Below are 22340 nucleotides of genomic sequence, written 5' to 3' on the forward strand. Positions count from 1 at the left end.
TAACAAACACAGAATTTTGTCCAAAAATTCCGGTTCCTCGACTCGTTCAAAACCTAATGGGTCAAATATGGTTCTTATTACAGGTTCACTAAACAGAAAGCACGTTATGAAAAAAGTAAGTTTGCTACTACTCCTCGCCATCAGCACCCTGAGTTTCCAGGCTTGCAGCGACAAGAAAAAAGAAAGCGATGACAGCGTTGAACACGCAGAAAATGCCAATGAGGCCAAGGAGGATGCCGGCACGGGCCAGCCGGAAGATACCAATGAGTTTGCGGTGAAAGCCGCCAATGGGGGTATGCTGGAAGTAGAACTGGGTCGGCTGGCGCAGGAAAAAGGCCAGAGTAAAGATGTAAAAGAGTTCGGAGCGATGATGGTTGCCGATCACTCGAAAGCCAACGAGGAACTCAAAACCATAGCTGCTACGCAAAATATCACTCTCCCAACCACCCTGGGTGAAGATGAGCAAAAGCACGTGAACGAAATGGCCAAATTATCGGGTGCTGAGTTCGACAAGAAATATGTAAGCATGATGGTCGATGATCACAAAGAAGATATCGACTTGTTCAAGAAGACAGCCGACGATGACAAAGCGAACCCAGCGGTGAAAAGCTTTGCGGCCAAAACCCTGCCTACGCTGCAAAAGCACATGGAAAGTATCAATGCCATTGATAAAAAGATCGACTAATTCGTAAACAAACCAGAAACGCCCCTGTTATGACTGAACCTCATAGCCGGGGCTTTTTTATTAACAGCGTCAACAGACAATTCAGCGGTCAACCCATGAAAACGATCATCACAACAACGACTCTCGTTCTGGCAATGAGCCTTGCGGTATCGGGCCAGGCCCAATCGACCACCGGCGGACGCAGTGGCGGGTCAACAGCCTCGACCGGATCAGGATATCTAACCGAAGGGAAGCGCGCGGCCGAAACCAGTGCGTCCAGCATGACCATCGCCGACGAAGGAGCCTCCCGGGCCTATATGTATGTGCCGCCAATCGGTGCTAAGAACAGAACGAAATCGCCGGACGGGTCAAATGGCTCGGCAAAAAGCCAACCCAAAAAGATGCCGAACGAGAAGGCCGCGAGTCAGGGAGCAACACCAAAGAAAAAGGTCAATCAACGCTGACGGTTATGAATCGGCGGTAACGGCTCATATTTTTTCTACTTTTGAGGGCGTTACTCTTGCGATTACTTACCGAATGAGAAAATACCTGGCCTTTGGCTTAACCCTCGAAACGAGTATCGATTTTACCGGCGTTTTACAGGAATCGACCAACGAGACCGACATTTTCATAAAAGAGGGCCTCCTTCCCCAACGAGCCAATCGCCCTACCCGCATCCAGCGCCGGGGCGTACGCGCCAGGCTGGGCCTGACTCCGACGAGTATTCTCTTGAACTGGCCAGGCATTGGCCGCTTTGAGGTGGCCCACGGGAATCATATTACCTACCAGAACGAAGGAGCTGATGAAGGCACCTTACGGCTCTTTCTGCTCAGTGAAGTCATCGGCCTGATTTTATACCAACGGGGACTTTTTCTGCTGCATGGTAGCGCTGTTCGGGTTAACCAGGAAGCCGCCGTATTTTTAGGCATACCCGGCGCGGGGAAGTCGACCACCGCAGCGGCCTTTGGAAAAGCTGGCCATACGGTATTGACCGATGACCTGGTCGCCATCAAGCTCATCGATAACAACCCGTTTGTTGTTCCGGCTTTCGGCCAGTACAAGATCTGGAAGAATACCGTCGATGGCCTCGCCTTTGACGAATCGACCCTCGAACCGTCCTTTGAAGGTGCCACCAAGTTCCTGGTTAACCAACCCTTGGCTACTTTCCCCAGAAGCCCGGTTCCTATCCGGAGCATTACACTGCTTTACCCGCAAAACTCGCGCAGAAAAAGTGAGCCGATCAGGCCTTTACTGGCACCGGTCGAACTGCTCAAACATTTTCCACTACCCATTCAACTGTTAACGGGCTCCTACCTGCAAACGCATTTTCAGCAAGCCCTACGCATTGCTCAGGTTGCCGCGATCAACCAACTAAAACGACCCAATGGATTTGACGCGCTGGACCGGTTCGTGCAAACGTTCTGAAGGAGCTTGTCTAAAACGGCCTACCCATCTGTATGAATGGGCGTAAGGAAAGCTAGCGTATGTATACATCTTGTTTCGGTCGCGTAGCGATCCAACGGGTAGTTAGTTGGATCGCTACGCGATCAGAAAGAGAAAAAATGATCTATTTTTCTACAAACATTGGCTGCCTACAGCACCGTGCCGGAGAGGATACGGCCCACGGAAAAACGCAACGGCTCAGCCTACCTGTTGTACCAACTCCGCTGGCGTAATTTTCCGTTGTTCGCCGGTAACCATATTCTTGAGCGACAAGAGACCGGTTTGCACCTCTTCTGAGCCGATCAGCACCACAAATGGAATGGCTTTGGCATTCGCATAGTCGAGCATCTTCTTCACTTTCGTCAGATCGGGATACAGCTCGGCGGCAACATTGGCCGTCCGGAGTTGCCGTAGCAAGGGTAAGGCGACCGAACGTGCGTCGGCATCGAACGGGATGACGAGTACCTGGGTACCCTGACCGGCCGCAGGCGGAAACAGGCTCAGTTCATCCATGACGTCATAAATTCGATCCACACCAAATGAAATGCCTACCCCCGACAGGCCCGGCATCCCAAAGGCACCGGTCAGGTTATCATAGCGCCCTCCCCCGCTAACGCTGCCAATACTGACGCCATTGGCCTTCACTTCGAAGATTGCCCCCGTATAGTACGAGAGGCCACGTGCCAGAGTCGGATCAAACTCGATATGAGCGTCCGGTAGGCCATATTGACTAACCAGCAATAGCGTTTCTTCAAGCTCCGTAATTCCTTTCTGAGCAAGTTCCGAGGTCGCCAGCCAGGTTTTCAACTGCGCCATTACCTGCGTTAAATCGAGGGTAGTAAAGGAAAAAAGTGGCTCTAGATTAGTCGCCGTCTCGTTGGAAAAGCCTCGCTCCCGTAGTTCGTCCAACACCTTCTCTTTGCCAATTTTATCCAGCTTATCAATCGCCACGCTCAACGTCCCCTCCTGACCGGGTACGCCAATGACTTCGGCAATGCCCGCCAGAATTTTGCGATTGTTAATTTTTACCGTAAAATCCTGAATGTTCAGGTTCTGAAACACCTCATGGATCATCAGCACGATCTCCGCTTCGCACAGGAGCGAATCCGTACCAACGACGTCGGCATCACATTGGTAAAACTCCCGATAACGGCCTTTTTGTGGCCGGTCAGCGCGCCAGACGGGTTGCATCTGGTAGCGTTTGAAGGGCATTGTGAGCGCATTCCGATTCATGACCACATAGCGGGCGAACGGTACGGTCAGGTCATATCGGAGGCCTTTCTCCGCAATTTTCGGGGTTAACTTTTTAGAACCCGCAGCCAGATCAAGTTCTGTTACAGGGGCGGCAAAATCGCCGGAATTAAGAATTTTGAACAGAAGCTGGTCCCCTTCATCCCCATATTTACCCGTCAGCGTCGACAGATTCTCCATAGATGGCGTTTCAAGGGGCTGAAAGCCAAAGCGTTTGAAGGTTTCCCGAATGGTATTGAATATAAACAGCCGTTTGCTCATCTGCTCCGGGCCAAAATCACGGGTGCCTTTCGGCAAAGTGGGTTTTTGCATACCGCAAAATTAAAGAACAGGCGTACAGTATGAGCAGGAAGTTGCTGATTTTGTCCAGTTCATGCCAAAAGCATGTTCTTCACAGCGTATATAGAGGAAAATGAAGGCATTAACAGGATAAAAAACGAGGCACATTTACCGTTCTGTCCAAAAAAATCGTATTTTTGCGCTCTGATTTTGAACTGACACGTTAAAAAGATACAATCATGGGAGTAACAGAACTGAAGCGGAAGGCTCGTCGCAACCGGGCTATTGCCAATAACAAGACCAATGCCATCAAACAATTGCTGCGTAAGCCAACCATCAAGAATGTCGATGTAGAAGCCATCAAAGCGTCGTTTGCCGAAAAGAAAGCCGCTTAATCGCGCCGACGTCCAGCTACGATTATTTAGCCTCACCCTTACCTGGTGAGGCTTTTCGTTTTGGGCGCAGGCGAGCCCATTCTCGATCCCGCTTCTTGAGTTCACGACGAACAAACCGACGATAATCCAGCTGGGCCCGATACCGAACGGCCTGACCAAAAAGCAACAGGCCCCCATTAAAAAGAATCAGGCTGTACACCCCCCAGAGAAACCACTGCCGAAATGGGGCATCCAGGTGCTTTGCCTGAGCCGCTTCACTAAATACACACAAGCCGACACTACACAAAAGCAAACCCAGCGGAGCCACAATCAGCCCCTTTGTTCGGGTACTCATGCGTTTCACTAATCGTTGACCAGGTGGTTTAGTAAGTTTCGACATACGCTATAGGTATCGCGGGGATTCAGGTGGATAACGTTACGGCAGCGAATTTCGTTAACATTCTTCACTTTTTACGTAACATCCGTTGGCATTAGGCCGGATAATCAATAGAGGCTCCGGTTTCCCGAAATCCGCTGGGCTCTCTGAACCGCTTCCAACCTTCTGTCAGAAAGCCTGTTCCATAACCGATCAACTGCACAAACGCAGCGATGACACTGAACAGACCAACCTGCAGGCTTTTCTCTTTTCGGGTGGCGTCGATCAGAATGAGCAGCGAGATAATTATCAGAATGCCCACCGCTGCCCCAAACAGGACAGGACTAATGAACGCCCAGATCGGTACGGAATAAACAAAGAGCGTAAATAAAGCGGGAAATGCATGAACCAGCTTGAGTTCAGCCGGGTAATACCGCGATATATTGATGCGGGCCCGACCGAAAAACCGTGTCTGGCGATAGAACTGGCTGAAATTGGTCCGTCGTTTGTGGTAAATGAAAGCGTCTGGAATCAGGCCTGTACGGAAGCCGTTTTCGATGATCCGAATGGCAAATTCAATATCCTCCCCCATCCGGCTCAGCTTATACCCGCCAATGGTTTCCCATACGGTTCGAGACAAGCCCATATTAAAACTACGGGGATGATAGGTCCCGCCCAGATTCTTTTTACTACCCCGAATTCCACCGGTCGTAAAGGGGGATGTCATAGAATAGCTGATCGCTTTCTGAATGGGCGTAAAATCAGGATGAGCCGCATCAGGGCCACCGTAAGCATCAAGCGTTGGCCGTGCCGACCCGGGTTCCCCGGCAAGCCGTTGGGAAACGACAGAAAAATAGTGCGGGGGAACAAGCGCATCGGAATCAAAGATGACAAAATAATCGCCCCGGGCCCGCTCGAACCCATAATTACGGGTGAACCCCTGCCCTGAATTTTCCTTAAAAAAATAGCGGATATCGAGCTGATCCGAAAAGTCACTCACCACGCCATCCGCTTTGTCAACCGATCCGTCTTCAATCACCAGTACTTCAAATTGCTGATATGTCTGTTTTGTCAGACTTATCAGCAACTCGCGGAGCTCATCGGGGCGGTTGAAAACGGGAATGATGATCGAGAAAAACACGGTAAATGAAGGATGAAGGATGAAGGGTGAAGGATGAATGATAGCCTGTTCATCCTGTATCATTCATCCTTCATCATGACCAGAAGGCTTTCTTCATTAGCCTGAATGATCTGGGCGACCAGGTCATCGGTCAGGGCAACGGATAGGAACAGACTCTCAAACTGCGAGGGAGCCAGGTAGATGCCCCGCTCCAGCATGGCGTGGAAATAGCGGCCAAACTTCGGAATGTCGCAGGATTTGGCTTCGGTAAAGTTAGTTACCGATCGCTCCGTCATGAACAGCGTAAACATGGACCCGATGTGATTGATCGTATAGGGTAATCCTGCCTTCTGTAAACCAGCCCGGAACCCATCAGTGAGGGTTTGTCCGATTTCCTCCAGCCGCGTGTATACCTCCGGGTGATCGTTCAGGTGATGCAACATGGCTAATCCCGCCGACATGGCAATCGGATTCCCCGATAAAGTACCGGCCTGGTAGACGGGTCCGGCCGGAGCGACCATGTTCATGATGTCAGCCCGGCCGCCATAGGCACCAACGGGCATGCCACCACCAATGATTTTTCCCATGGTCGTCAGGTCAGGCGTAATTCCGAACCGTTCCTGAGCGCCCCCTTTGGCCAGCCGGAAACCGGTCATGACCTCATCGAAAATAAAGACAACACCATGTTTATCGCAGAGATCACGAAGGCCCTGCAGAAAACCCGGTTCGGGCAGCACACACCCCATGTTTCCGACCACCGGTTCCAGAATAATGGCCGCTACCTGGTTATGGTTTCTGTCCAGCAAGGCTTCAACCGAAGCCAGATCGTTATATGGCGCGGTGAGAGTATCGGCAGCGGTCGCTTTGGTCACCCCGGGACTATCGGGAATACCCATCGTCATGGCGCCACTCCCAGCGGCAATCAGAAACGAATCCCCATGACCGTGGTAGCAGCCTTCAAACTTGATGATCTTGTCGCGACCCGTGAACCCGCGCGCCACCCGAATGGCGGCCATGGTCGCTTCGGTACCCGAGTTGACCATCCGGACTTTCTCAACCGATGGAACCATAGCAACAATTAGCTCTGCCATTTCCACTTCCTTCCTGGTAGGTGCCCCAAAGGAGAACGAGTCCTGAATGGCATCGCGAACGGCTTTTTCAACCGGTTCAAAGGCATGACCCAAAATCATTGGGCCCCAGGAGTTGATCAGTTCGATGTATTGCCGACCATCCTCATCAAACAGATAAGGCCCTTTGGCCGACTTGATAAAGAGGGGGGATCCGCCCACAGCCCGAAACGCCCGAACGGGTGAGTTAACCCCACCGGGAATCAGGGTCTTCGCTTTTTCAAATAGTTGTTCGCTCGTTGTCATCTTTTGAAAGACTGACTGAATGACTCAATCATTAATTTTTATAAACCGTCCATCCTCATACTTTACGATGGGAACGATTTGATTGTCATTGCTTTGTGTATAATCAAACCCGGATAACAGGTAGTCATCCGTATCGGAGCGCAAATTGCTTCGATTTCGCGACTGAAGCCCGTTTTTTGCCAGCTGACGCCCAAAAAAGAGCATCATGTCATACCCTTCACTCGCAAAAACGGAGGGAATCGTATTGCGTTTGGCGATGTATTCTTCCTGAAATAGATTGACGGGCTCTCGTGCCGGATCCATAAAATCGGGATACAGCAAATACAACTCCCGACGGGTGAAGGTTGACATCGGATTTTTATAGAAGTCGAAGGCCGAGGCTGTGGCGATCAAAGGACCACTCACCTTCCGGCGACTTAATGCTTCAAGCATCCGGGGACCATCATCATCGTTGCTGCTGGCAAAAAAGACATGACCCAGCGGTATACCCGCTTGTTGAGCCGTCCCACTGGCGGGACGCGTAGAAGCAGCTGTCCCGGCAAGCTGCATGGCATCGGCCATCGCCTGGGCGCTACCGCTCAGTTTTCGAAAATCGACTATTTTAATATTTTGTTGCGTCAGTTCTGCCTGATAGGCGCTAGCCAATAAGGAATCTTTACGGCTCGCCCCAAAATAGATCGCTGCCCGGCGAAGGCCGTTGAGGTTACGAACCTGTTCGGCAACTTTCTGGGCCTGCTGACTGATGGAGGGTTGCGCCAGGAAAGACATAGGCTGATTGGCGACCAGTTCACTACTGGTCGCAATTGGATTCAGAAGCAGAATATTGTTCTGGTTGGCATACGCAGAAGCAATCCGATTGGGCTCCGCATACAAGGGACCAATGATCAGATCGGTCTGGGCAAAAGCGGGGCTATTGACCAGTTCAAGCGCTTTATTGGCATCATTGTCGAGGTCGTAGGCAAACAGGTTGACCGTAATTCCTTCCTCCTGCAGTTTAGCTTTGGCCAGTTTTATTCCATTGTAGAGATCATACACATACTGGCTCGACCGCAGTCGCTTATCACTGTTGAACTCGTCGACCCGAAACGGAAACATAACCGCCACATTGTAATAGCCCTTAGGTCGCGAATTTCTGCCCGGTTGTGTTCCTGCCGTGGTCGGACGAGTGCCTGATGCGGGAGCATTGCCAGCAGCAGGCGCTGTGGCCTGTGCAGGAGGAACGCCAAACCGGTTGGTTAACCGATCCGACAATTCCAGATCGTCCTTATCACTGGCCGTCCGCTGAATTAGATCAATTAAATGCAACCCTATCACCCGGTCATTCGGAAAGGACCTGTTCAACTGCTTGATTCGGGTAAGGTCCGTTAATCGGGGAATAAAATTTTGTTCCAGTTTGGCGCTGTAAGGCCGCAGCGACGGATCAGTAATCGTCTGGAGCGTGGTCAGCGCATCTTCATACTGGCCCATTTCCAGGCAGTTGGCGGCAAAAAGATAACTGGCATCGTCCATTTTTCGCCAGTCTGGAAACAGCTCCATGAGCTGTTTGAGCATGAGCCGGGACTGGTTGTACTCTTTCTGCCGATAGGCCGCAAGGGCATAATAATAACTGGCATAAGGGGCTAAAACCCCACGCTGCTGAATCAGCACGTTGAGTTCTGCTTTAGCACGGGTATAATCACCGGCCTGTACCAGTTTTACGGCGGATGAATAACGTCTTTGTACATCGGGAGCGACCTGTGCCGGGGCAAGCTGCCAGCTCACCAACCCAACGAAGAGTAGTGCTACCTGTCGAAACCAATGAAATGTGTCATGCATAATGAGTAGGGTTACTACACAAAAGCAACGCTAACGCGTTGCTTTTGCGAATAAAGACTGGCCAAAGACAACCGTACGAAACATACCTAAACCTGTTTTTACGCTTCATCACCCTGGCAGGCCGGTATACTTACTTGTTTTTTGATTTTGCTCTGCGTTGGGCTTCGTCAGCCTGTTTACGTGCTTCTTCGGCAGCGGCCAGTTGTTTTTGCAGAAGTGCCTGGAAACCACCGGGCTTTTTGCCTTCACCAGCCGCGTTTTTCCGTCGGTTCTCGTCCAGTACGGCCTTAATTTTATCTTCGTCGACAAACCGGCGAATGAGCAACTGCTGCGCAATGGTGACAACGTTCGAGACAAAATAATAAAACGTCAGACCAGCGGGATACGAGTTCAGGACGAACATGAACATAAGCGGGAATACGTAACTCATCGCTTTCATGTTTACCGGGCCCGGCTGGGTTGGGGTCGTCTGGTTATTGTAATACGCGTAGGCAATCGACGACATCGTCATCAGCACCGTAAACAAACTGAGGTGACTGCCAATGAACGGGATGGCCGGAAATTTGATGAACGCATCATAGGTCGACAAGTCACTGGCCCACAGGAAGGATTTCTGACGCAGCTCGATTAGGTTCGGGAAGAGCATGAACAGCGCGAACAGAATCGGCATTGTTGCCAATACCGGTACGCAACCGCTCAGCGGACTGACGCCCACTTCCTGATACAGCTTCATTTGCTCCGATTGCTGCTTGGCCATATCATCGCCAACCCGCTCCTTCATCTCATTCAACTCCGGCTGTAACACCCGCATCTTCGCCATACTGATGTATGACTTATAAGTTAACGGTGTTAGAATCAGTTTCACGAACACCACCAGCGCAATGATCAGCAACCCGTAGTTGGTAATAAACTGCCCCATGAAGTTGAACACCGGTACAAAAAAGTATTTGTTGATCGGCTTCAGGATGGAATACCCCAGGTAAACGTTCTGATCGAACTCCGGAGCTACCTTGCCCAGTAATTGAAAATCGTTCGGGCCATAGAAAAACTTGTACTGCCCTTTTCCAGCTTTGACATCGGCGATAGGCAGCGTTACATCGGCAATGGCCGTCTTGACCACACTGCTGTCGGCCGGATCAACCAGGGTTTTAAAGCTGGCCTTCGGGAAAGCGGTGTTCTTCGCCACGAAGCCCGACAGAAAATACTTGTGCTTGATGGTAAACCATTGCACGGGCTCTTCGGCGGTGACCTCCTGACTGCTTTCACCCTCGGCCAGTTTCTCGAAACTTTCGTCGGCCGTCAGGTAATTGATGGTGGCGGCTTTGCGGTTATTCGACAAGTCGTTCTCGTACTGCCGCATTTTGTCCTCCCAGAAGAACTGAATATTCCCGTTGGTAACGGTATTGTTCAGTCCATTTAGTTTCAGGTCATAATCCAGCACATAGCCTGTAGTGGGAATGGTATAGACCTGCTCCACCGACTGGCCCGGAGCCACTTCGGCCCGAAACACGATCTGCTGTGGCTGGCCACTCACCATTCCGCTTTGGGTGGTTGTCTGGTAATACAATTTGTGCAGATCGACGGCTCCCCGGCTGGTCGGCAGGTTAAGAACCGTCTGGCTGCTGTTTTCATCGATGAGGACCAGCGGTTTCTGATCGAAGGTTTTGTAATCCTTCAGAACAACTTCTTTTACCCGGCCACCCCGTGTGCTGAAGGTGAGTTTGATATCCTTATTCTCGATAACAATATCGCGGGCCTGGCCCGTAGCCAGGGCGGCAAAATCGCCAAACTGTGCTTTAACGGCGGCTGAGTCGATTGACTGGTCGGCCGAATCACCTTTGTTGATGCCGGCTGTAGTGGAGGAAGCGGTGGTTGGTTTAGTCGGCTGTGTTTGTGTGGCAGTCTGTTTCCCTTGACGGGCCGCGTCGGGCACAGGTTTTGGTACCAGTAACTGGTAGCCAACCAGCATCGCCAGAATCAGGACAATGCCAATAATTTGATTACGATCCATTTCTATAGTTTGTAGTTCGTAGTTTGCAGTTCGTAGTTTGTTATCCGGATGGACAACCTCAAACGACGAACCACAAACGTCAAACTGAATTTCCTGCAAAATTACGCCAATCTACCCGGTTAATCAACCACCTCGGCGGTTTCTACATGGAAGGTCGATTGATCGGATGTAGATTGGGCCGTGCGCTTTTGCTGGCTAAAGGTCAAAGCGGCCTTCACGAACTGCACAAACAGGGGATGCGGGTTCATGACGGTGCTTTTTAGCTCGGGGTGAAACTGAACACCCACATACCAGGGATGCCCTTTTAATTCAACAATCTCGACCAGTCCGGTATCCGGATTAATCCCCGTTGGCCGTAAGCCGGCTTTTTCGAAGGCATCGAGGTAGTCGTTGTTGAACTCATAACGATGGCGGTGGCGTTCGCTGATCTGGGTTTTACCGTAAATGTGATGCGCCATCGAATCGCGCTTGAGCTTACAGGCATACGCGCCCAAACGCATGGTACCGCCTTTGTCGGTCACACTTTTTTGCGCTTCCATCATGCTGATGACGGGGTTGGGCGTATGCGGCTCCATCTCCGTCGAGTGGGCATCCTGAATGCCCATTACGTTCCGGGCGTATTCGATAACGGCCATCTGCATACCCAGGCAAATCCCCAGGAATGGGATGCCCCGCTCCCGCACGAAACGGACCGCATTGATCTTACCTTCGATACCCCGTTCGCCAAAGCCCGGCGCAACCAGCACACCGTCCAGTTCACTGAGTACCTCGGCACAGTGGTGTTCGTCGACCAGCGTTTCCGACTGAATCCACTCCAATTGTACTTTGCACTCGTTGGCCGCTCCCGCGTGGATAAACGACTCGGCGATGGATTTGTAGGCATCGTGTAGTTCGACATACTTGCCTACCAGACCAATTTTTACGGTATCCCCCGGATTCTTGAGCCGGCCTAAAAAGGCTTTCCAGGCATCCAGATCAGCATCTTTGTCGTTGTAGAGATCGAGTACATAAAGCGCCCGCTGGTCGAGCCGCTCTTTTTGCATGAGCAGCGGTACATCATAAATCGTTTCGGCATCGAGGGCTTCGATAACGGAACTCACCTGAACGTTACAGAATTGCGCAATTTTCCGGCGAATATCCTGCGGTAATGGGTGCTCCGTACGGCAGGCAATGATATCGGGCTGAACGCCATTTTCGAGCAGCATCCGGACGGAGTGCTGTGTCGGTTTGGTTTTCAGTTCGCCCGCCGACCGCAGATACGGTACCAGCGTCAGGTGAATAACCAGCGTATCTTTTTCGCCCAGTTCAAACTTCAATTGCCGAACCGCTTCGACAAAAGGAAGCGATTCGATATCACCCACGCAGCCGCCGATTTCAGTGATCACAATGTCATAATCACCCGTTTCGCCCAGCAGCCTGATATTGCGTTTGATTTCGTCCGTGATGTGAGGAACGACCTGTACGGTTTTGCCCAGGAAATCGCCCCGTCGTTCGCGGGTGATCACGTTGTTATAAATGCGACCTGTGGTAATGTTGTTGGCCTGCGAGGTAGGGCGGTTCAAAAACCGTTCGTAATGGCCAAGGTCAAGGTCCGTTTCGGCCCCATCGTCGGTTACATAGCACTCGCCATGTTCGTATGGATTGAGGGTACCGGGGTCGATATTGATGTACGGATCGAATTTTTGAATCGTTACCGTAAGGCCCCGAGCCTGAAGTAGTTTGGCTAAGGAAGAAGCGATAATGCCCTTGCCAAGTGATGAAGTTACTCCGCCGGTAACAAAAATATATTTCGCGGATTTGGGTCCCGTAGCTGCCATGATTAAAACCAAATTAGGTCGTTACGGGATGTAAAAGTACGAGAAAAAAGGCGGAATGAGCGAAAAATAAAGGGAAAAATTGACCGGTACCCGGTAATCGATTGGTCATCATACCGTTAGTTAAAAAGCCCCGGTTGAATCAACCGGGGCTTTTTAACTAAACAAATGCGTTCCTTATTTTCCCTGCGTCAGTTCTCGCTCTTCGTAGGCGAGTCCATACTGTTTCAGTACATCGGCCGGTACACCATCCCACTGGTTAGGTACGTTGCCCACATACCCCAGGTCTTTAATACCCATTTGGCTGGTAAAAAAGCCCGTGGATACCATATTCCGCATGAAGCTGAAGAAGGATGCGCCCTGCGTCATATCGGGTTTGGCTTTGGCGGGATACGCGATTTGTTCAACCATGTCGATCTGCTGCGCTTTCGTACACAGAACGAATGATTTACCATATCGCTTGGTGCAGGTGTTGTCCAGCCAGCGAATTCCCCCACGCATAGGTGTCTGATTCTTGGGCTGGTCTTTCATCATAAACTCGATGAAGGCCGGCACACCCGCCTGGGAGGCACTCCCCGACCGCTCGTCGGCGGGCAGAATAATGTCTGACAGCACCGTTACGGTTTGCAGTTCGTGGGGCGTAAAGAATTTTTCGGCATTCAGTTTGGCGTCGCGCTCGGCCTCGAACTTCTGCCGGCCACCGGGTATTTTCAGGGGCTTGACATCGGGTGGTGCGGGAACTGCGGCTTCAACCGGATTGACAGCCATGCCAAAACCAGCGAGCGAGAGGGCTTTTAAGGAATCTCTGCGTTTCATATGTCGTCTTGGTTAAACGTTTGTAGTTCGTGGTTCACAAACCTTATATATTCTTCTGCTTAACCTGATCAATCAGGTATTCACTGGTGCGCATGGAACTGGCCAGAATGGTCCAGGTTACGTTTTTGTCGCCCTGCGACGGGAACGGAGCCGCATCGACCACAAACAGGTTTTTCACATCGTGTGCCTGCTGGTATTTATTCAGTACCGATGTTTTCGGGTCGTTCCCCATCCGGGCCGTTCCCACCTCGTGGATGATCTGCCCCGGAGCTGCCAGCCCGTAGTTGTTCGACGCGTTGGGTTTATCGCCCAGCGCAATCCCACCCATCGAATGAATGATCTCTTCGAAGGTTTCCTGCATGTGCTTGGCCTGTTTCACTTCGTAGTCCGACCATTTGTAGTTGAAACGCAACACCGGAATGCCGTATTTATCGACGACGTTCGGATCGATTTCGCAATAGTTGCTTTCGAGCGGAACGGGTTCGCCCCGGCCAGCCATACCGACGTAGGCGCCGTAGAACCGACGGTAATCATCTTTCAGACTCGCGCCATAGCCGCCACCCGGCTTCATTTTACCATCCCGGCCGGGAATCATCCCGTTCATGGCTTCGATACCCCAGCCAAATCCGTAGGCGGGCATCCCCATACCACCCCAGTACTCAATGTGGTAGCCGCGGGGGAAATCCAGTTTCTTGTTGTCGAGCCACCAGGGCGTAAACACGTGCATACCGCCCACGCCGTCTTCATTGTAGCGTTTGCGATCCATCAATGCCGGAATGAACGCCGAACGGCTGGCCCCCGTGGAGTCATTGATGTATTTACCGACCACGTTGCTGGAATTGGCCAGCCCCGTCGAAAAACGGCTCGATTTCGAATTGAGTAGCAACCGCGCCGTTTCGCCCGCGCTGGCGGCCAGTATGACCGTTTTTGCCTTGACCGTAACCTCCTGTAAGGTTTGCGTATCCACGTAGCTAACGCCCGTGGCCAGGCCGGTTCCCGGATCGGTGAGCACTTCGCGGACCATGGCCCCGTTGATGAGGGTCACGTTACCCGTTTTCATGGCGGGCTTCACCAGAACCGACGACGACGAGAAGTCGGCATAGGCCTGGCAGCCACGGCCGCACTGGCTACAGTAAAAACAGGAACCCCGTTCGTTGTTGACGGGTTTGGTCAGGATAGACAACCGCGACGGAATAACGGGAATCCCGATACTGCGCGCGCCTTTCCGAATCATGAGTTCATGCAAACGCGGTTTGGGCGCAGGCAGAAAGATGCCATCGGGTTCAGACGGCATGTTCTCGACAGAACCGAAAACGCCGATCATCCGGTCGATCCGGTCGTAAAAAGGTTTGATGTCATCGTAGCCGATCGGCCAGTCTTCCCCAACGCCGGTCATGCTTTTGCGCCGGAAATCATCGGGAGCAAACCGCAGGGAAATCCGGCCCCAGTGGTTGGTACGACCGCCCAACATCCGGGAGCGGAACCACTGAAAATCAGACCCTTTCACGTTTGTATAAGGCTCTCCCTCGATATCCCAGCCTCCCCAGGCCGCATCGAAATCGCCAAAAGCCCGGGTGGTACCAGCGCCCCGACGTGGCGACTCCCAGGGCCATTTCAGTTGGGTTATGTATTTCGGATCGGCCGGATCAAAATAGCCGCCTGCTTCCAGTAAAACAACTTTGGCACCAGCTTTTGCCAGTGTGTAGGCCGCCATACCGCCCCCAGCTCCTGAGCCAACGATGGCTACGTCATATTGAACTGGCGCTTTTTGAATCTGAAATGGATCCATGCAATAAGTAAGGATTAATTGATTAGTCGGGTAAATAACCCAACGTTTGAGTAATAAGCAAAAAATTTTAAAAACTACCCTCTACAGGGAATAAGCAGGAAAGAGCGTTTACATACCTGTTTTCAGGGCAAATCAATCAAATAAATACCAGTCGACCCCAAAAGCGAAGCCCCGTCGCATTTGCAGGTAGTCGGGGGCAACGAAATAACCGGGTGTGATCAGCCCCTGGTTCGCATGGGTGAGTTTAATAAACAGCCGGGTCCGGTTGATCCGCAGGTTGGCATACAGGTCGGCCAGGACGTATCCTTCTACCTGCTGTCGATCCTGAAGATGATACTGCTGGGTGAGGGGCATGTAGGCATCGGCATAATACCGGGACTTGTAATGCAGATCGACCCCCGTCTGGATGTAGAGAACTTTCGCATACAGAAACTCATACTGGATGCGGGTATTTATAAAGAACGGTGGCATACGAATAACGTCCGGACCTTCCTTGGCGGTATAATACGCCTGACCGGATATCAGAAACTTCCCGATCTGAAAGTGGTAGCCCAGTCCCGGCCTAATAATACTGATGGGCGATTTTTCCTGCTGCACATACCCGGCCGTATCGAAATAGACGTAGTTTTTAACCAGGTAATAATCCAGGCTGGGTTCCAGCCGCAGGTTTTTGATGCGTATGTTCAACTTCCCGTAGGCATACAGATAATTGCGCTTGGACAACGGTGCCAGCCCGCGCACAGCATCGGGCCAGATGTATACTTTGCTTTGAAAGCGCTCCTGCAAGAGCGTGGGCTCGACGTTCAGGTAGGAGCCGCCCGCCGTCAGAAATTTGCTTTCGACCTGCCCCTGAATCCGGTAACTCCCGCCCGCTCCCAGTTCCGTTTCCGCCGTCAATCGCGACAGACTGTCCGGGAAGTAGTACCCCAGCCAACCGCCCACGAAAGTCTCGGTCCGGGTGGTTCCGTACTCATTGTAGTTGGTCCGCGAGGTATTATAGAGCGATGTTTGTTTGTAGTTTCGAACGCGCAGATACGCCCGGTAATTAAAGGAAGCCCCTTTATATTGCGCAATCCCTTTGATACCGAACTGATTTTCAAACAGCCGGAATCGGGCATGTTGCTCCAACCGGGAGCTATCTCCCAGAACAGTGGGGTAGAATTTCAGCGGTTTTGTGCTGCCCAGGGGCGTTATCGATTGATTTAATTGCAGGGTATCGTCCTGGTAAAAATTGGTTTGAATTTGGTAATCAAGTCGATGGTAGAGCTGAAATCCATTAGCCAGCACATACTGGTGATAGACGTGTCCATTGTTGCGTCGTTCCCAGCCGTGTGGCCCCTGGGTCGAGGTGGTGCCACTTCGCAGGCGGGAATCACCGGTGTAATTGTACGGAATGAGCTCACCACCCGCGGTCTGCCCCGGCAAAACGCCCCCCTGCTCATCGACGCTGTGGTTCATGTTGATGAAATTAGCCAGCAGCGTGTATTTGTCGTTTTTCGAGCGGTAGTTGGTATGAAGCTGTACGCCCCAGTTCTGAGCCAGTAACTTATACGGATCGTTGTTACCACTCGTTCCGAATTGCTTTTGAGCCGTAAATCGCTGTATATCAAAGCCTACGTTCCAGCGGGGCGAAATATTCTGGGCCATATCGAACCGCAGGATGTTCTGGTTGTTGCCCCCCAGCGCAATGTACATATCGGTAAAAGGCGACTTCGTATCGAAATACTTGACGTCCTGATTCTGGTAGGCATAGGGGGAGAAGACGTAATAGCCCGATTGCGCACCCAGTTGCTGGGGCACCTGCAGAAAAACCGGCCGCATGGCCGTGCCCAGTTCGCCTAAATCCTGGTACATATTTTTACTCCGCTGCACATACGTGAACCGATGCACGTCGTCCATCGTCGTATCGAGGGTATACAGTTTCCGGCGGTTGTTGAAGATGTCGTCTTCCAGAACATACCGGGTAGATTTAGGCCCATAAATGACCTTCGTCGAATCATCGATCCCGTTTGTACCAGTTGTCGAGGTAGGCATGGCCTGCCGCCCCCCGAAACCACCGGGCGTATTCCCCGTACTACCCGGAAATTGCTGCGCCCAGGCGGTGAGCGATACACTTAAACTAATAACCAGGGCAACTAAACTCCGCTTCATCAGGTCAAAAGTACATCAAAACGGCGGACACCCACTCGTTTGACTGGTTCAGTTAAGGATTTTTAAGGCGAGACTGGTCTAAAAGCTGACTAAAACAGGCCTCGTGTCCGGGCAGAAACTGCACCGCAACCGGCAGGTAGTACAACGGCAACGTTGCTCGTTCCTGATCGGTCAGCAAAGCGTCGAGTTTTACCCAGTCTTTCTCGGTTGTCAGCAAGGGCGTTTGGGTCGGCAAGGTAGCCAGCAGGCTGTCGAGTTCCGACCGGCTATAGGCGTGGTGGTCGGAAAAAGACAGGTGGCGAACCAGCCGGTACGTTTGCCGGACGTACTGTTCCAGCGGACTGGCATTGGCCAAGCCCGACACCAGCACAACGTCGTTGATACCGGATACCGCCTGCCTGGTCGCGAAGGAAACGGGCTGACCGTAGTGTAGACCGGCAAAAAAAATCGGCACGTCAGGCCGGGCATACGGACGTATTTTTGCCGCAATCCGCTGCTGTTCCGTCGAAAATAAATCGGTGGGACATTTGGTCACCACAATCGCATCAGCCCGCCGGGCTCCGGTCCGCCCTTCGCGCAGACGCCCCGCCGGAAATGGGTAATCGCTATAAAACGGTCGATTGTAATCCATTAACAGGATATTCAGGTGAGGCTGCACCGCCCGGTGCTGGTAGGCATCGTCCAGCAAAACCTGTTCTGTCGCTGGCTGAAGCGCCATAATGGATTGAATGGCCTCCGCTCTACGCTCACCAACATACACCCGGATGGCAGGCGAAAATTTACGGTAAAGCTGGAGGGGTTCATCCCCAATCGTCGCGGCTGTATCCGTCGCACTGGCCAGTCGGAACCCGGTCGTTTGGCGGCCATACCCCCGGCTCAGGGTAGCCGTCGCCCCCTGTCGATTGGGCTGTTGCGAAACAGACCGTTTAATCAAAAATTCGATCATGGGTGTTTTTCCTGTACCGCCAACGGTCAAATTCCCCACACTGATTGTGTAAACAGATGGGCGATATGCAGCTAATAAATGGCTGTTAAATAGCCAATTACGTACAGACATCAGCAAACCGTATACCCCACTAAATGGCAAGAGTAGCCATTTACCCACTAAACGCTTCATTAATAATTTCGTAATATTGCCAGCTTGAGCAGTCAAAATTAGTACTTTTAGGACTGGGAAATCCCGTCCTCACCGTTTAGTACAATGAGTTTAAAAGCCGACTACCTGAAATACACGTTGCATTTTCGCTTCGAAGCGGGTACGTCACGCGGCACCCTGACGGAAAAAACGTCTTACATTATCCGGATTTGTGATGATGAGAACCCGGCGATCATTGGCTACGGGGAGTGTGGCCCCCTCAAAGGACTGAGTTTTGATGACCGGCCCGACTTTGAGGAAAAGCTCGACCAATACTGTGCCGAGTTCACGGAAATGGACCTTCAGCTGTTCAGCTGGAACATCCCGATCATTCTCAATCAGTTGATCAGCCCGGCTTTTCCAAGCATTATCTTTGGCTTTGAGACCGCCATGCTCGATTTTTTATCGGGCGGCAACCGCCTGATCCGGACGTCTGATTTCAGTGAGGGCCAGCGTTCGCTCCCCATCAATGGACTCGTCTGGATGGGGAACCAGTCGTTCATGCGCCAGCAGATCGACGAGAAACTCCAGGCGGGTTACACGACGATTAAGCTTAAAATAGGCGCGATCGATTTCGAACAGGAGTGTGATTTACTGGCCATGATCCGCAGCCGCTTTCCGGCCGATCAGATTACCCTTCGGGTCGATGCCAACGGGGCTTTTCAGCCTGCCGATGCCATGGCGAAGCTCGAACGACTGGCCGCTTTCGATCTGCATTCGATCGAGCAACCGATCCGGGCCGGGCAACCCGATCTGATGGCGGATCTCTGCCTTCATTCACCGCTGCCCATCGCCCTGGATGAAGAATTGATCGGCCAGATGGAGTATGTGCATAAATTCCGCCTGCTGAAAAAAATCCAGCCCCAGTACATTATTCTAAAACCAACCCTGCTGGGTGGGTTACGCCACTGCGACGAATGGATCGAGCTGGCCGGGCGGCTCAATATTGGCTGGTGGCTTACGTCGGCCCTGGAATCGAATATCGGGCTGAATGCCATTGCGCAGTACACGGCACAGTTTAAACACCTGCTGCCACAAGGACTGGGCACGGGTCAACTGTATCACAATAATGTGGATAGCCCACTGGTTGTCGACAAGGGACAGCTACATTACGACCCGACCCGGTCCTGGAATCTCAGTCCGCTTCTGGTTGATGCGTCTCACTAATTACCTCCCGACCCATTGAATTTACCTGCTGATCATATCCGCCTGTTGTTTGGCTTGAAACTTCGCCAGCTAAGACTTGACAAAGGTCTTTCGGTGAGTGAACTGGCCCAGCAGTCAGGCTTGTCGATTTCATACGTTACCGAGATCGAGAAGGGCCGCAAATACCCAAAAGCGGATAAAATTTCGGCGCTGGCCAACGCCATGCAGGTCGATTACGATACGCTTGTTTCACTGAAGCTGAGCAAGAAGCTGGAACCTATTTCGGATCTGCTCCGCTCCAAATTCCTGACCGAAATTCCGCTCGAACTGTTCGGCATCGACCCATCCGACCTGCTCGAATTACTGGCCGAAGCCCCCGCCAAAGTCAGTGCCATGATTCGGACGTTCATGGACATTGCCCTCAGTTACAACATGAGCGTCGAGCGGCTATACCTGACCATGCTGCGGTCGTATCAGGAAATGCACGACAATTATTTTCCGGATATCGAGGCCGACGCAGATCGGTTTCTGGCCGAATTCGCGCCCACGGCCGACCAGCCCGTTACCGAAGCCTTACTAATCAACCTGCTCAAAACCCGGTACGCCATTCGTATTGAGTATTTTGATCCCCTGACCCAACCGGAACTGGTATCGCTGCGGTCGGTGTATCGGCCCGAACAACATACCCTCCACCTCAATGCGGGCTTAACGGCTGAACAGCGCTCGTTCATCCTGTCGCGGGAAGTGGGGTTTCAATTTATGGCCCTCAAGAACCGGCCTTATAGCTATTCATGGGTCGAAGCGGAGTCCTTCGAGCAAATTCTGAACAACTACAAAGCGTCTTATTTTGCCGGCGCCATCCTGATTCGGCGGGCGGCTCTGGTTGCGAAATTGACCGATCTGTTTGCCCGAACCACCTGGAGCAACGATGACTTCCTGAAGCTCATCGAGGAGTTTAGTGCGACCCCCGAACAGTTCTTTTACCGATTGAGTAATGTGTTGCCCAGTGCCTTTGGCATCGATCAGCTGTTTTTCTATCGGTTCAATCACACGCCCGGCCAGAGTACCTTCCAGTTGACCAAAGAAATGCATTTATCGCGGCAGCAGGGTCCCAGAGGTATGGTCGACGAGCATTTCTGCCGACGCTGGATCGCCTGGACAATTTTGCAGGAATTGCAGTTCCTGCAGCAGAACAAAGGGTTTAATGATACGCTCTGCCGGGCTCAGATTTCCGAATATGCTGACTCGGGCCAGCAGTACCTGATTATTTCGGTAGCCCATCCGTTTCAGGCCGTTGGCCACCAGAACATCAGCGTGTCGATGTGTTTCGCAGTGAATGACGCCCTGAAAAGTAAAATGAACTTCCTCCCGGCCTCACCAGGTATCAACCAGAATCCAGCCAGTGAGGTGTCTTTTCGGATCGTGAACCAAGCTTGCGAACGCTGCGGCATTTTTGACTGTCGGGAGCGGGTAGCGCCACCCACCGTTCTCCAGAAGAAACGCCAGTTTGCGGCCATGAAAACGGCCATAGAAGCCTTGCGGTGAACAAGCGGCTTTATTCCCCGCCTGATCTACCCGATTTATCCAACCGTCAGAAAAAATTCAGGCAACGTGATTTTACGGTCTTTTTTTAGGCGCCCATCGGCCAAAAGACCGGAGAAATCCATATTTCTTTATTTTTGCGCTCAGTGGATGCTGTCCTGAATCAGGAAGAAACTCAAACGTATGAATAGCTCGAATAACAAAATTCTGATTACCGGGGGCGCATCGGGCATTGGCCTGGGGCTCACCGAACGGTTCATTCGGGAGAATAATACCGTTATCATCTGTGGCCGCCGGGAAGCTGCGCTGAACGAAGTGGTCGCTAAATTTCCGTCCGTCATTACCCGCATGTGTGATTTAGCTGTCGCTGACGAACGGCAGGCACTTTATCAGTGGATTCAGCAAGAACACAGCGACCTGACCGTGCTGGTGAACAACGCCGGTATCCAGCAATGGATGTCCGTTGCCGACGACGACTTTTTTGAGCGGGCCAACGAAGAAATCCGGATCAATATCGAGGCTCCACTTCATCTGGCCTCCCTGTTTATCAAGCTCCCCTCCCTTACGTCAATCATTAATGTCACGTCGGGATTAGCCTTCGTTCCCTTGACCAGAGTGCCCGTTTATTCGGCGACCAAAGCGTTCTTTCACTCATTCACCCTCTCGTTACGGGCGTTGGTGAAGCCGAGAGGCATCAAAGTAATCGAACTAATTCCGCCCGCGCTCAATACCGATCTGGGTGGCAAGGGTTTGCACGACCAGGCGCCACCAGTGAGCGCCTTTATCGACGCTATTTTTGACCAGTTGAAACAAGGCAAAACCGAATTAACCTTTGGGTTCAGCGAGGCCATGACCAAGGCGTCGCCCGATGAGCTACGCGCAGCCTTCGATCGGATGAACCCTACCGTCTGACAAGGCGCCTATCCGCACGGTCGCTTCTAAACATGACTAAACGAATATACGTACGCTGGGGCAGCTATTTGATCGATACAACTACTAATTTTCGTTTAAACAACCTGAATCGTGACGTATCCATTGATTAAGAACCTCTGTGCCGTCCTCATCAGCATCGGCCTTCTTTCAAATCTTTACTAACCTGGATTAAGTAGACGTCCGCTTTGCCTGTCCGAAAAGCGGACGTTGTTAGCCAACCCAACAAGATCCTTCACGTCATCTGGACTCGTTACGACCTTTTTACCTTGGAAACAAAAAACTCCGCGGATCAATATCCTTTCCTGGCT

Annotated in this window: 18 protein-coding genes; 7 read left to right on the forward strand and 11 right to left on the reverse strand. The window is 51.8% G+C overall.

What is annotated here, in order from left to right; genetic code table 11:
• Positions 1–106 precede the first annotated feature (106 nt).
• The 3 genes from ACYVAM_RS25730 (at position 107) to ACYVAM_RS25740 (ending at position 2089) form a co-directional block, all read left to right on the forward strand.
• Complete coding sequence (locus ACYVAM_RS25730) at positions 107–685, forward strand: DUF4142 domain-containing protein (RefSeq protein ID WP_461072478.1); 579 nt, start codon at positions 107–109, stop codon at positions 683–685.
• 29 nt (positions 686–714) lie between these two features.
• A complete protein-coding gene (locus tag ACYVAM_RS25735) occupies positions 715–1128 on the forward strand; it encodes a hypothetical protein (RefSeq protein ID WP_461072480.1) in 414 nt (137 codons plus the stop codon).
• A 73-nt stretch (positions 1129–1201) separates the two neighbouring features.
• Positions 1202–2089 carry a serine kinase gene (locus ACYVAM_RS25740; RefSeq protein WP_461072482.1) on the forward strand — a complete coding sequence of 296 codons (888 nt, stop codon included), beginning with the start codon at positions 1202–1204 and terminating at the stop codon, positions 2087–2089.
• A gap of 216 nt (positions 2090–2305) precedes the next feature.
• On the opposite strand, the gene hisS is transcribed toward ACYVAM_RS25740, so the two are convergent.
• The gene (hisS, locus tag ACYVAM_RS25745) at positions 2306–3670 is read right to left on the reverse strand and encodes a histidine--tRNA ligase (protein WP_461072484.1); all 1365 of its coding nucleotides are present in this window, start codon (positions 3668–3670) and stop codon (positions 2306–2308) included.
• Positions 3671–3876: 206 nt separating this feature from the next.
• Here hisS and ACYVAM_RS25750 point away from each other — a divergent pair, with 206 nt between their 5' ends.
• Positions 3877–4032: a hypothetical protein gene (locus tag ACYVAM_RS25750; protein WP_012926602.1), complete on the forward strand. Its 156-nt coding sequence runs from the start codon at positions 3877–3879 to the stop codon at positions 4030–4032.
• Positions 4033–4054: 22 nt separating this feature from the next.
• On the opposite strand, the gene ACYVAM_RS25755 is transcribed toward ACYVAM_RS25750, so the two are convergent.
• From ACYVAM_RS25755 to lpxK, 10 genes are all read right to left on the reverse strand, one after another.
• Positions 4055–4411, reverse strand: a complete 357-nt coding sequence (locus ACYVAM_RS25755; RefSeq protein WP_461072486.1) for a hypothetical protein — start codon at positions 4409–4411, stop codon at positions 4055–4057.
• Positions 4412–4502: 91 nt separating this feature from the next.
• Positions 4503–5528, reverse strand: coding sequence for a glycosyltransferase family 2 protein (locus tag ACYVAM_RS25760; protein WP_461072919.1), 1026 nt, complete (start codon positions 5526–5528; stop codon positions 4503–4505).
• A gap of 59 nt (positions 5529–5587) precedes the next feature.
• Complete coding sequence (hemL, locus tag ACYVAM_RS25765; RefSeq protein ID WP_461072488.1) at positions 5588–6880, reverse strand: glutamate-1-semialdehyde 2,1-aminomutase; 1293 nt, start codon at positions 6878–6880, stop codon at positions 5588–5590.
• Between the two features lie 24 nt (positions 6881–6904).
• Complete coding sequence (locus ACYVAM_RS25770; RefSeq protein ID WP_461072490.1) at positions 6905–8695, reverse strand: amino acid ABC transporter substrate-binding protein; 1791 nt, start codon at positions 8693–8695, stop codon at positions 6905–6907.
• A 130-nt stretch (positions 8696–8825) separates the two neighbouring features.
• Positions 8826–10706 (reverse strand): membrane protein insertase YidC, encoded by a 1881-nt coding sequence (gene yidC / locus ACYVAM_RS25775; RefSeq protein WP_461072492.1) that lies wholly within the window; start codon positions 10704–10706, stop codon positions 8826–8828.
• A gap of 119 nt (positions 10707–10825) precedes the next feature.
• Positions 10826–12523, reverse strand: coding sequence for a CTP synthase (locus ACYVAM_RS25780; RefSeq protein WP_461072494.1), 1698 nt, complete (start codon positions 12521–12523; stop codon positions 10826–10828).
• A gap of 174 nt (positions 12524–12697) precedes the next feature.
• Positions 12698–13336: a gluconate 2-dehydrogenase subunit 3 family protein gene (locus ACYVAM_RS25785; protein WP_461072496.1), complete on the reverse strand. Its 639-nt coding sequence runs from the start codon at positions 13334–13336 to the stop codon at positions 12698–12700.
• A 43-nt stretch (positions 13337–13379) separates the two neighbouring features.
• On the reverse strand, positions 13380–15125 hold the full coding sequence (locus ACYVAM_RS25790) for a GMC family oxidoreductase (protein ID WP_461072498.1): 1746 nt from the start codon (positions 15123–15125) through the stop codon (positions 13380–13382).
• Positions 15126–15257: 132 nt separating this feature from the next.
• Entirely contained in the window at positions 15258–17276 is a 2019-nt protein-coding gene (locus ACYVAM_RS25795; RefSeq protein ID WP_461072500.1) for a putative porin, read from the reverse strand.
• A 52-nt stretch (positions 17277–17328) separates the two neighbouring features.
• Positions 17329–18393: a tetraacyldisaccharide 4'-kinase gene (lpxK, locus tag ACYVAM_RS25800; protein WP_461072502.1), complete on the reverse strand. Its 1065-nt coding sequence runs from the start codon at positions 18391–18393 to the stop codon at positions 17329–17331.
• An 84-nt stretch (positions 18394–18477) separates the two neighbouring features.
• Between lpxK and ACYVAM_RS25805 the strand changes: the two genes are divergently transcribed.
• The 3 genes from ACYVAM_RS25805 (at position 18478) to ACYVAM_RS25815 (ending at position 22011) form a co-directional block, all read left to right on the forward strand.
• Positions 18478–19578, forward strand: a complete 1101-nt coding sequence (locus ACYVAM_RS25805; RefSeq protein WP_461072504.1) for an o-succinylbenzoate synthase — start codon at positions 18478–18480, stop codon at positions 19576–19578.
• A gap of 15 nt (positions 19579–19593) precedes the next feature.
• Positions 19594–21102 (forward strand): helix-turn-helix domain-containing protein, encoded by a 1509-nt coding sequence (locus ACYVAM_RS25810; RefSeq protein WP_461072506.1) that lies wholly within the window; start codon positions 19594–19596, stop codon positions 21100–21102.
• Between the two features lie 180 nt (positions 21103–21282).
• Positions 21283–22011 (forward strand): SDR family oxidoreductase, encoded by a 729-nt coding sequence (locus tag ACYVAM_RS25815; protein ID WP_461072508.1) that lies wholly within the window; start codon positions 21283–21285, stop codon positions 22009–22011.
• Positions 22012–22340 lie beyond the last annotated feature (329 nt).

It is taken from the genome of Spirosoma horti (assembly GCF_054776595.1).

Coding starts and splice junctions, on each gene's coding strand:
- lpxK (WP_461072502.1), bottom strand. CDS start 18,393: ATGAAGCGTTTAGTGGGTAAATGGCTACTCTTGCCATTTAGTGGGGTA.
- yidC (WP_461072492.1), bottom strand. CDS start 10,706: ATGGATCGTAATCAAATTATTGGCATTGTCCTGATTCTGGCGATGCTG.
- ACYVAM_RS25755 (WP_461072486.1), bottom strand. CDS start 4,411: ATGTCGAAACTTACTAAACCACCTGGTCAACGATTAGTGAAACGCATG.
- ACYVAM_RS25785 (WP_461072496.1), bottom strand. CDS start 13,336: ATGAAACGCAGAGATTCCTTAAAAGCCCTCTCGCTCGCTGGTTTTGGC.
- ACYVAM_RS25805 (WP_461072504.1), top strand. CDS start 18,478: ATGAGTTTAAAAGCCGACTACCTGAAATACACGTTGCATTTTCGCTTC.
- ACYVAM_RS25735 (WP_461072480.1), top strand. CDS start 715: ATGACTGAACCTCATAGCCGGGGCTTTTTTATTAACAGCGTCAACAGA.
- hemL (WP_461072488.1), bottom strand. CDS start 6,880: ATGACAACGAGCGAACAACTATTTGAAAAAGCGAAGACCCTGATTCCC.
- ACYVAM_RS25780 (WP_461072494.1), bottom strand. CDS start 12,523: ATGGCAGCTACGGGACCCAAATCCGCGAAATATATTTTTGTTACCGGC.
- ACYVAM_RS25770 (WP_461072490.1), bottom strand. CDS start 8,695: ATGCATGACACATTTCATTGGTTTCGACAGGTAGCACTACTCTTCGTT.
- ACYVAM_RS25795 (WP_461072500.1), bottom strand. CDS start 17,276: ATGAAGCGGAGTTTAGTTGCCCTGGTTATTAGTTTAAGTGTATCGCTC.
- ACYVAM_RS25815 (WP_461072508.1), top strand. CDS start 21,283: ATGAATAGCTCGAATAACAAAATTCTGATTACCGGGGGCGCATCGGGC.
- ACYVAM_RS25740 (WP_461072482.1), top strand. CDS start 1,202: ATGAGAAAATACCTGGCCTTTGGCTTAACCCTCGAAACGAGTATCGAT.
- ACYVAM_RS25750 (WP_012926602.1), top strand. CDS start 3,877: ATGGGAGTAACAGAACTGAAGCGGAAGGCTCGTCGCAACCGGGCTATT.
- hisS (WP_461072484.1), bottom strand. CDS start 3,670: ATGCAAAAACCCACTTTGCCGAAAGGCACCCGTGATTTTGGCCCGGAG.
- ACYVAM_RS25790 (WP_461072498.1), bottom strand. CDS start 15,125: ATGGATCCATTTCAGATTCAAAAAGCGCCAGTTCAATATGACGTAGCC.
- ACYVAM_RS25730 (WP_461072478.1), top strand. CDS start 107: ATGAAAAAAGTAAGTTTGCTACTACTCCTCGCCATCAGCACCCTGAGT.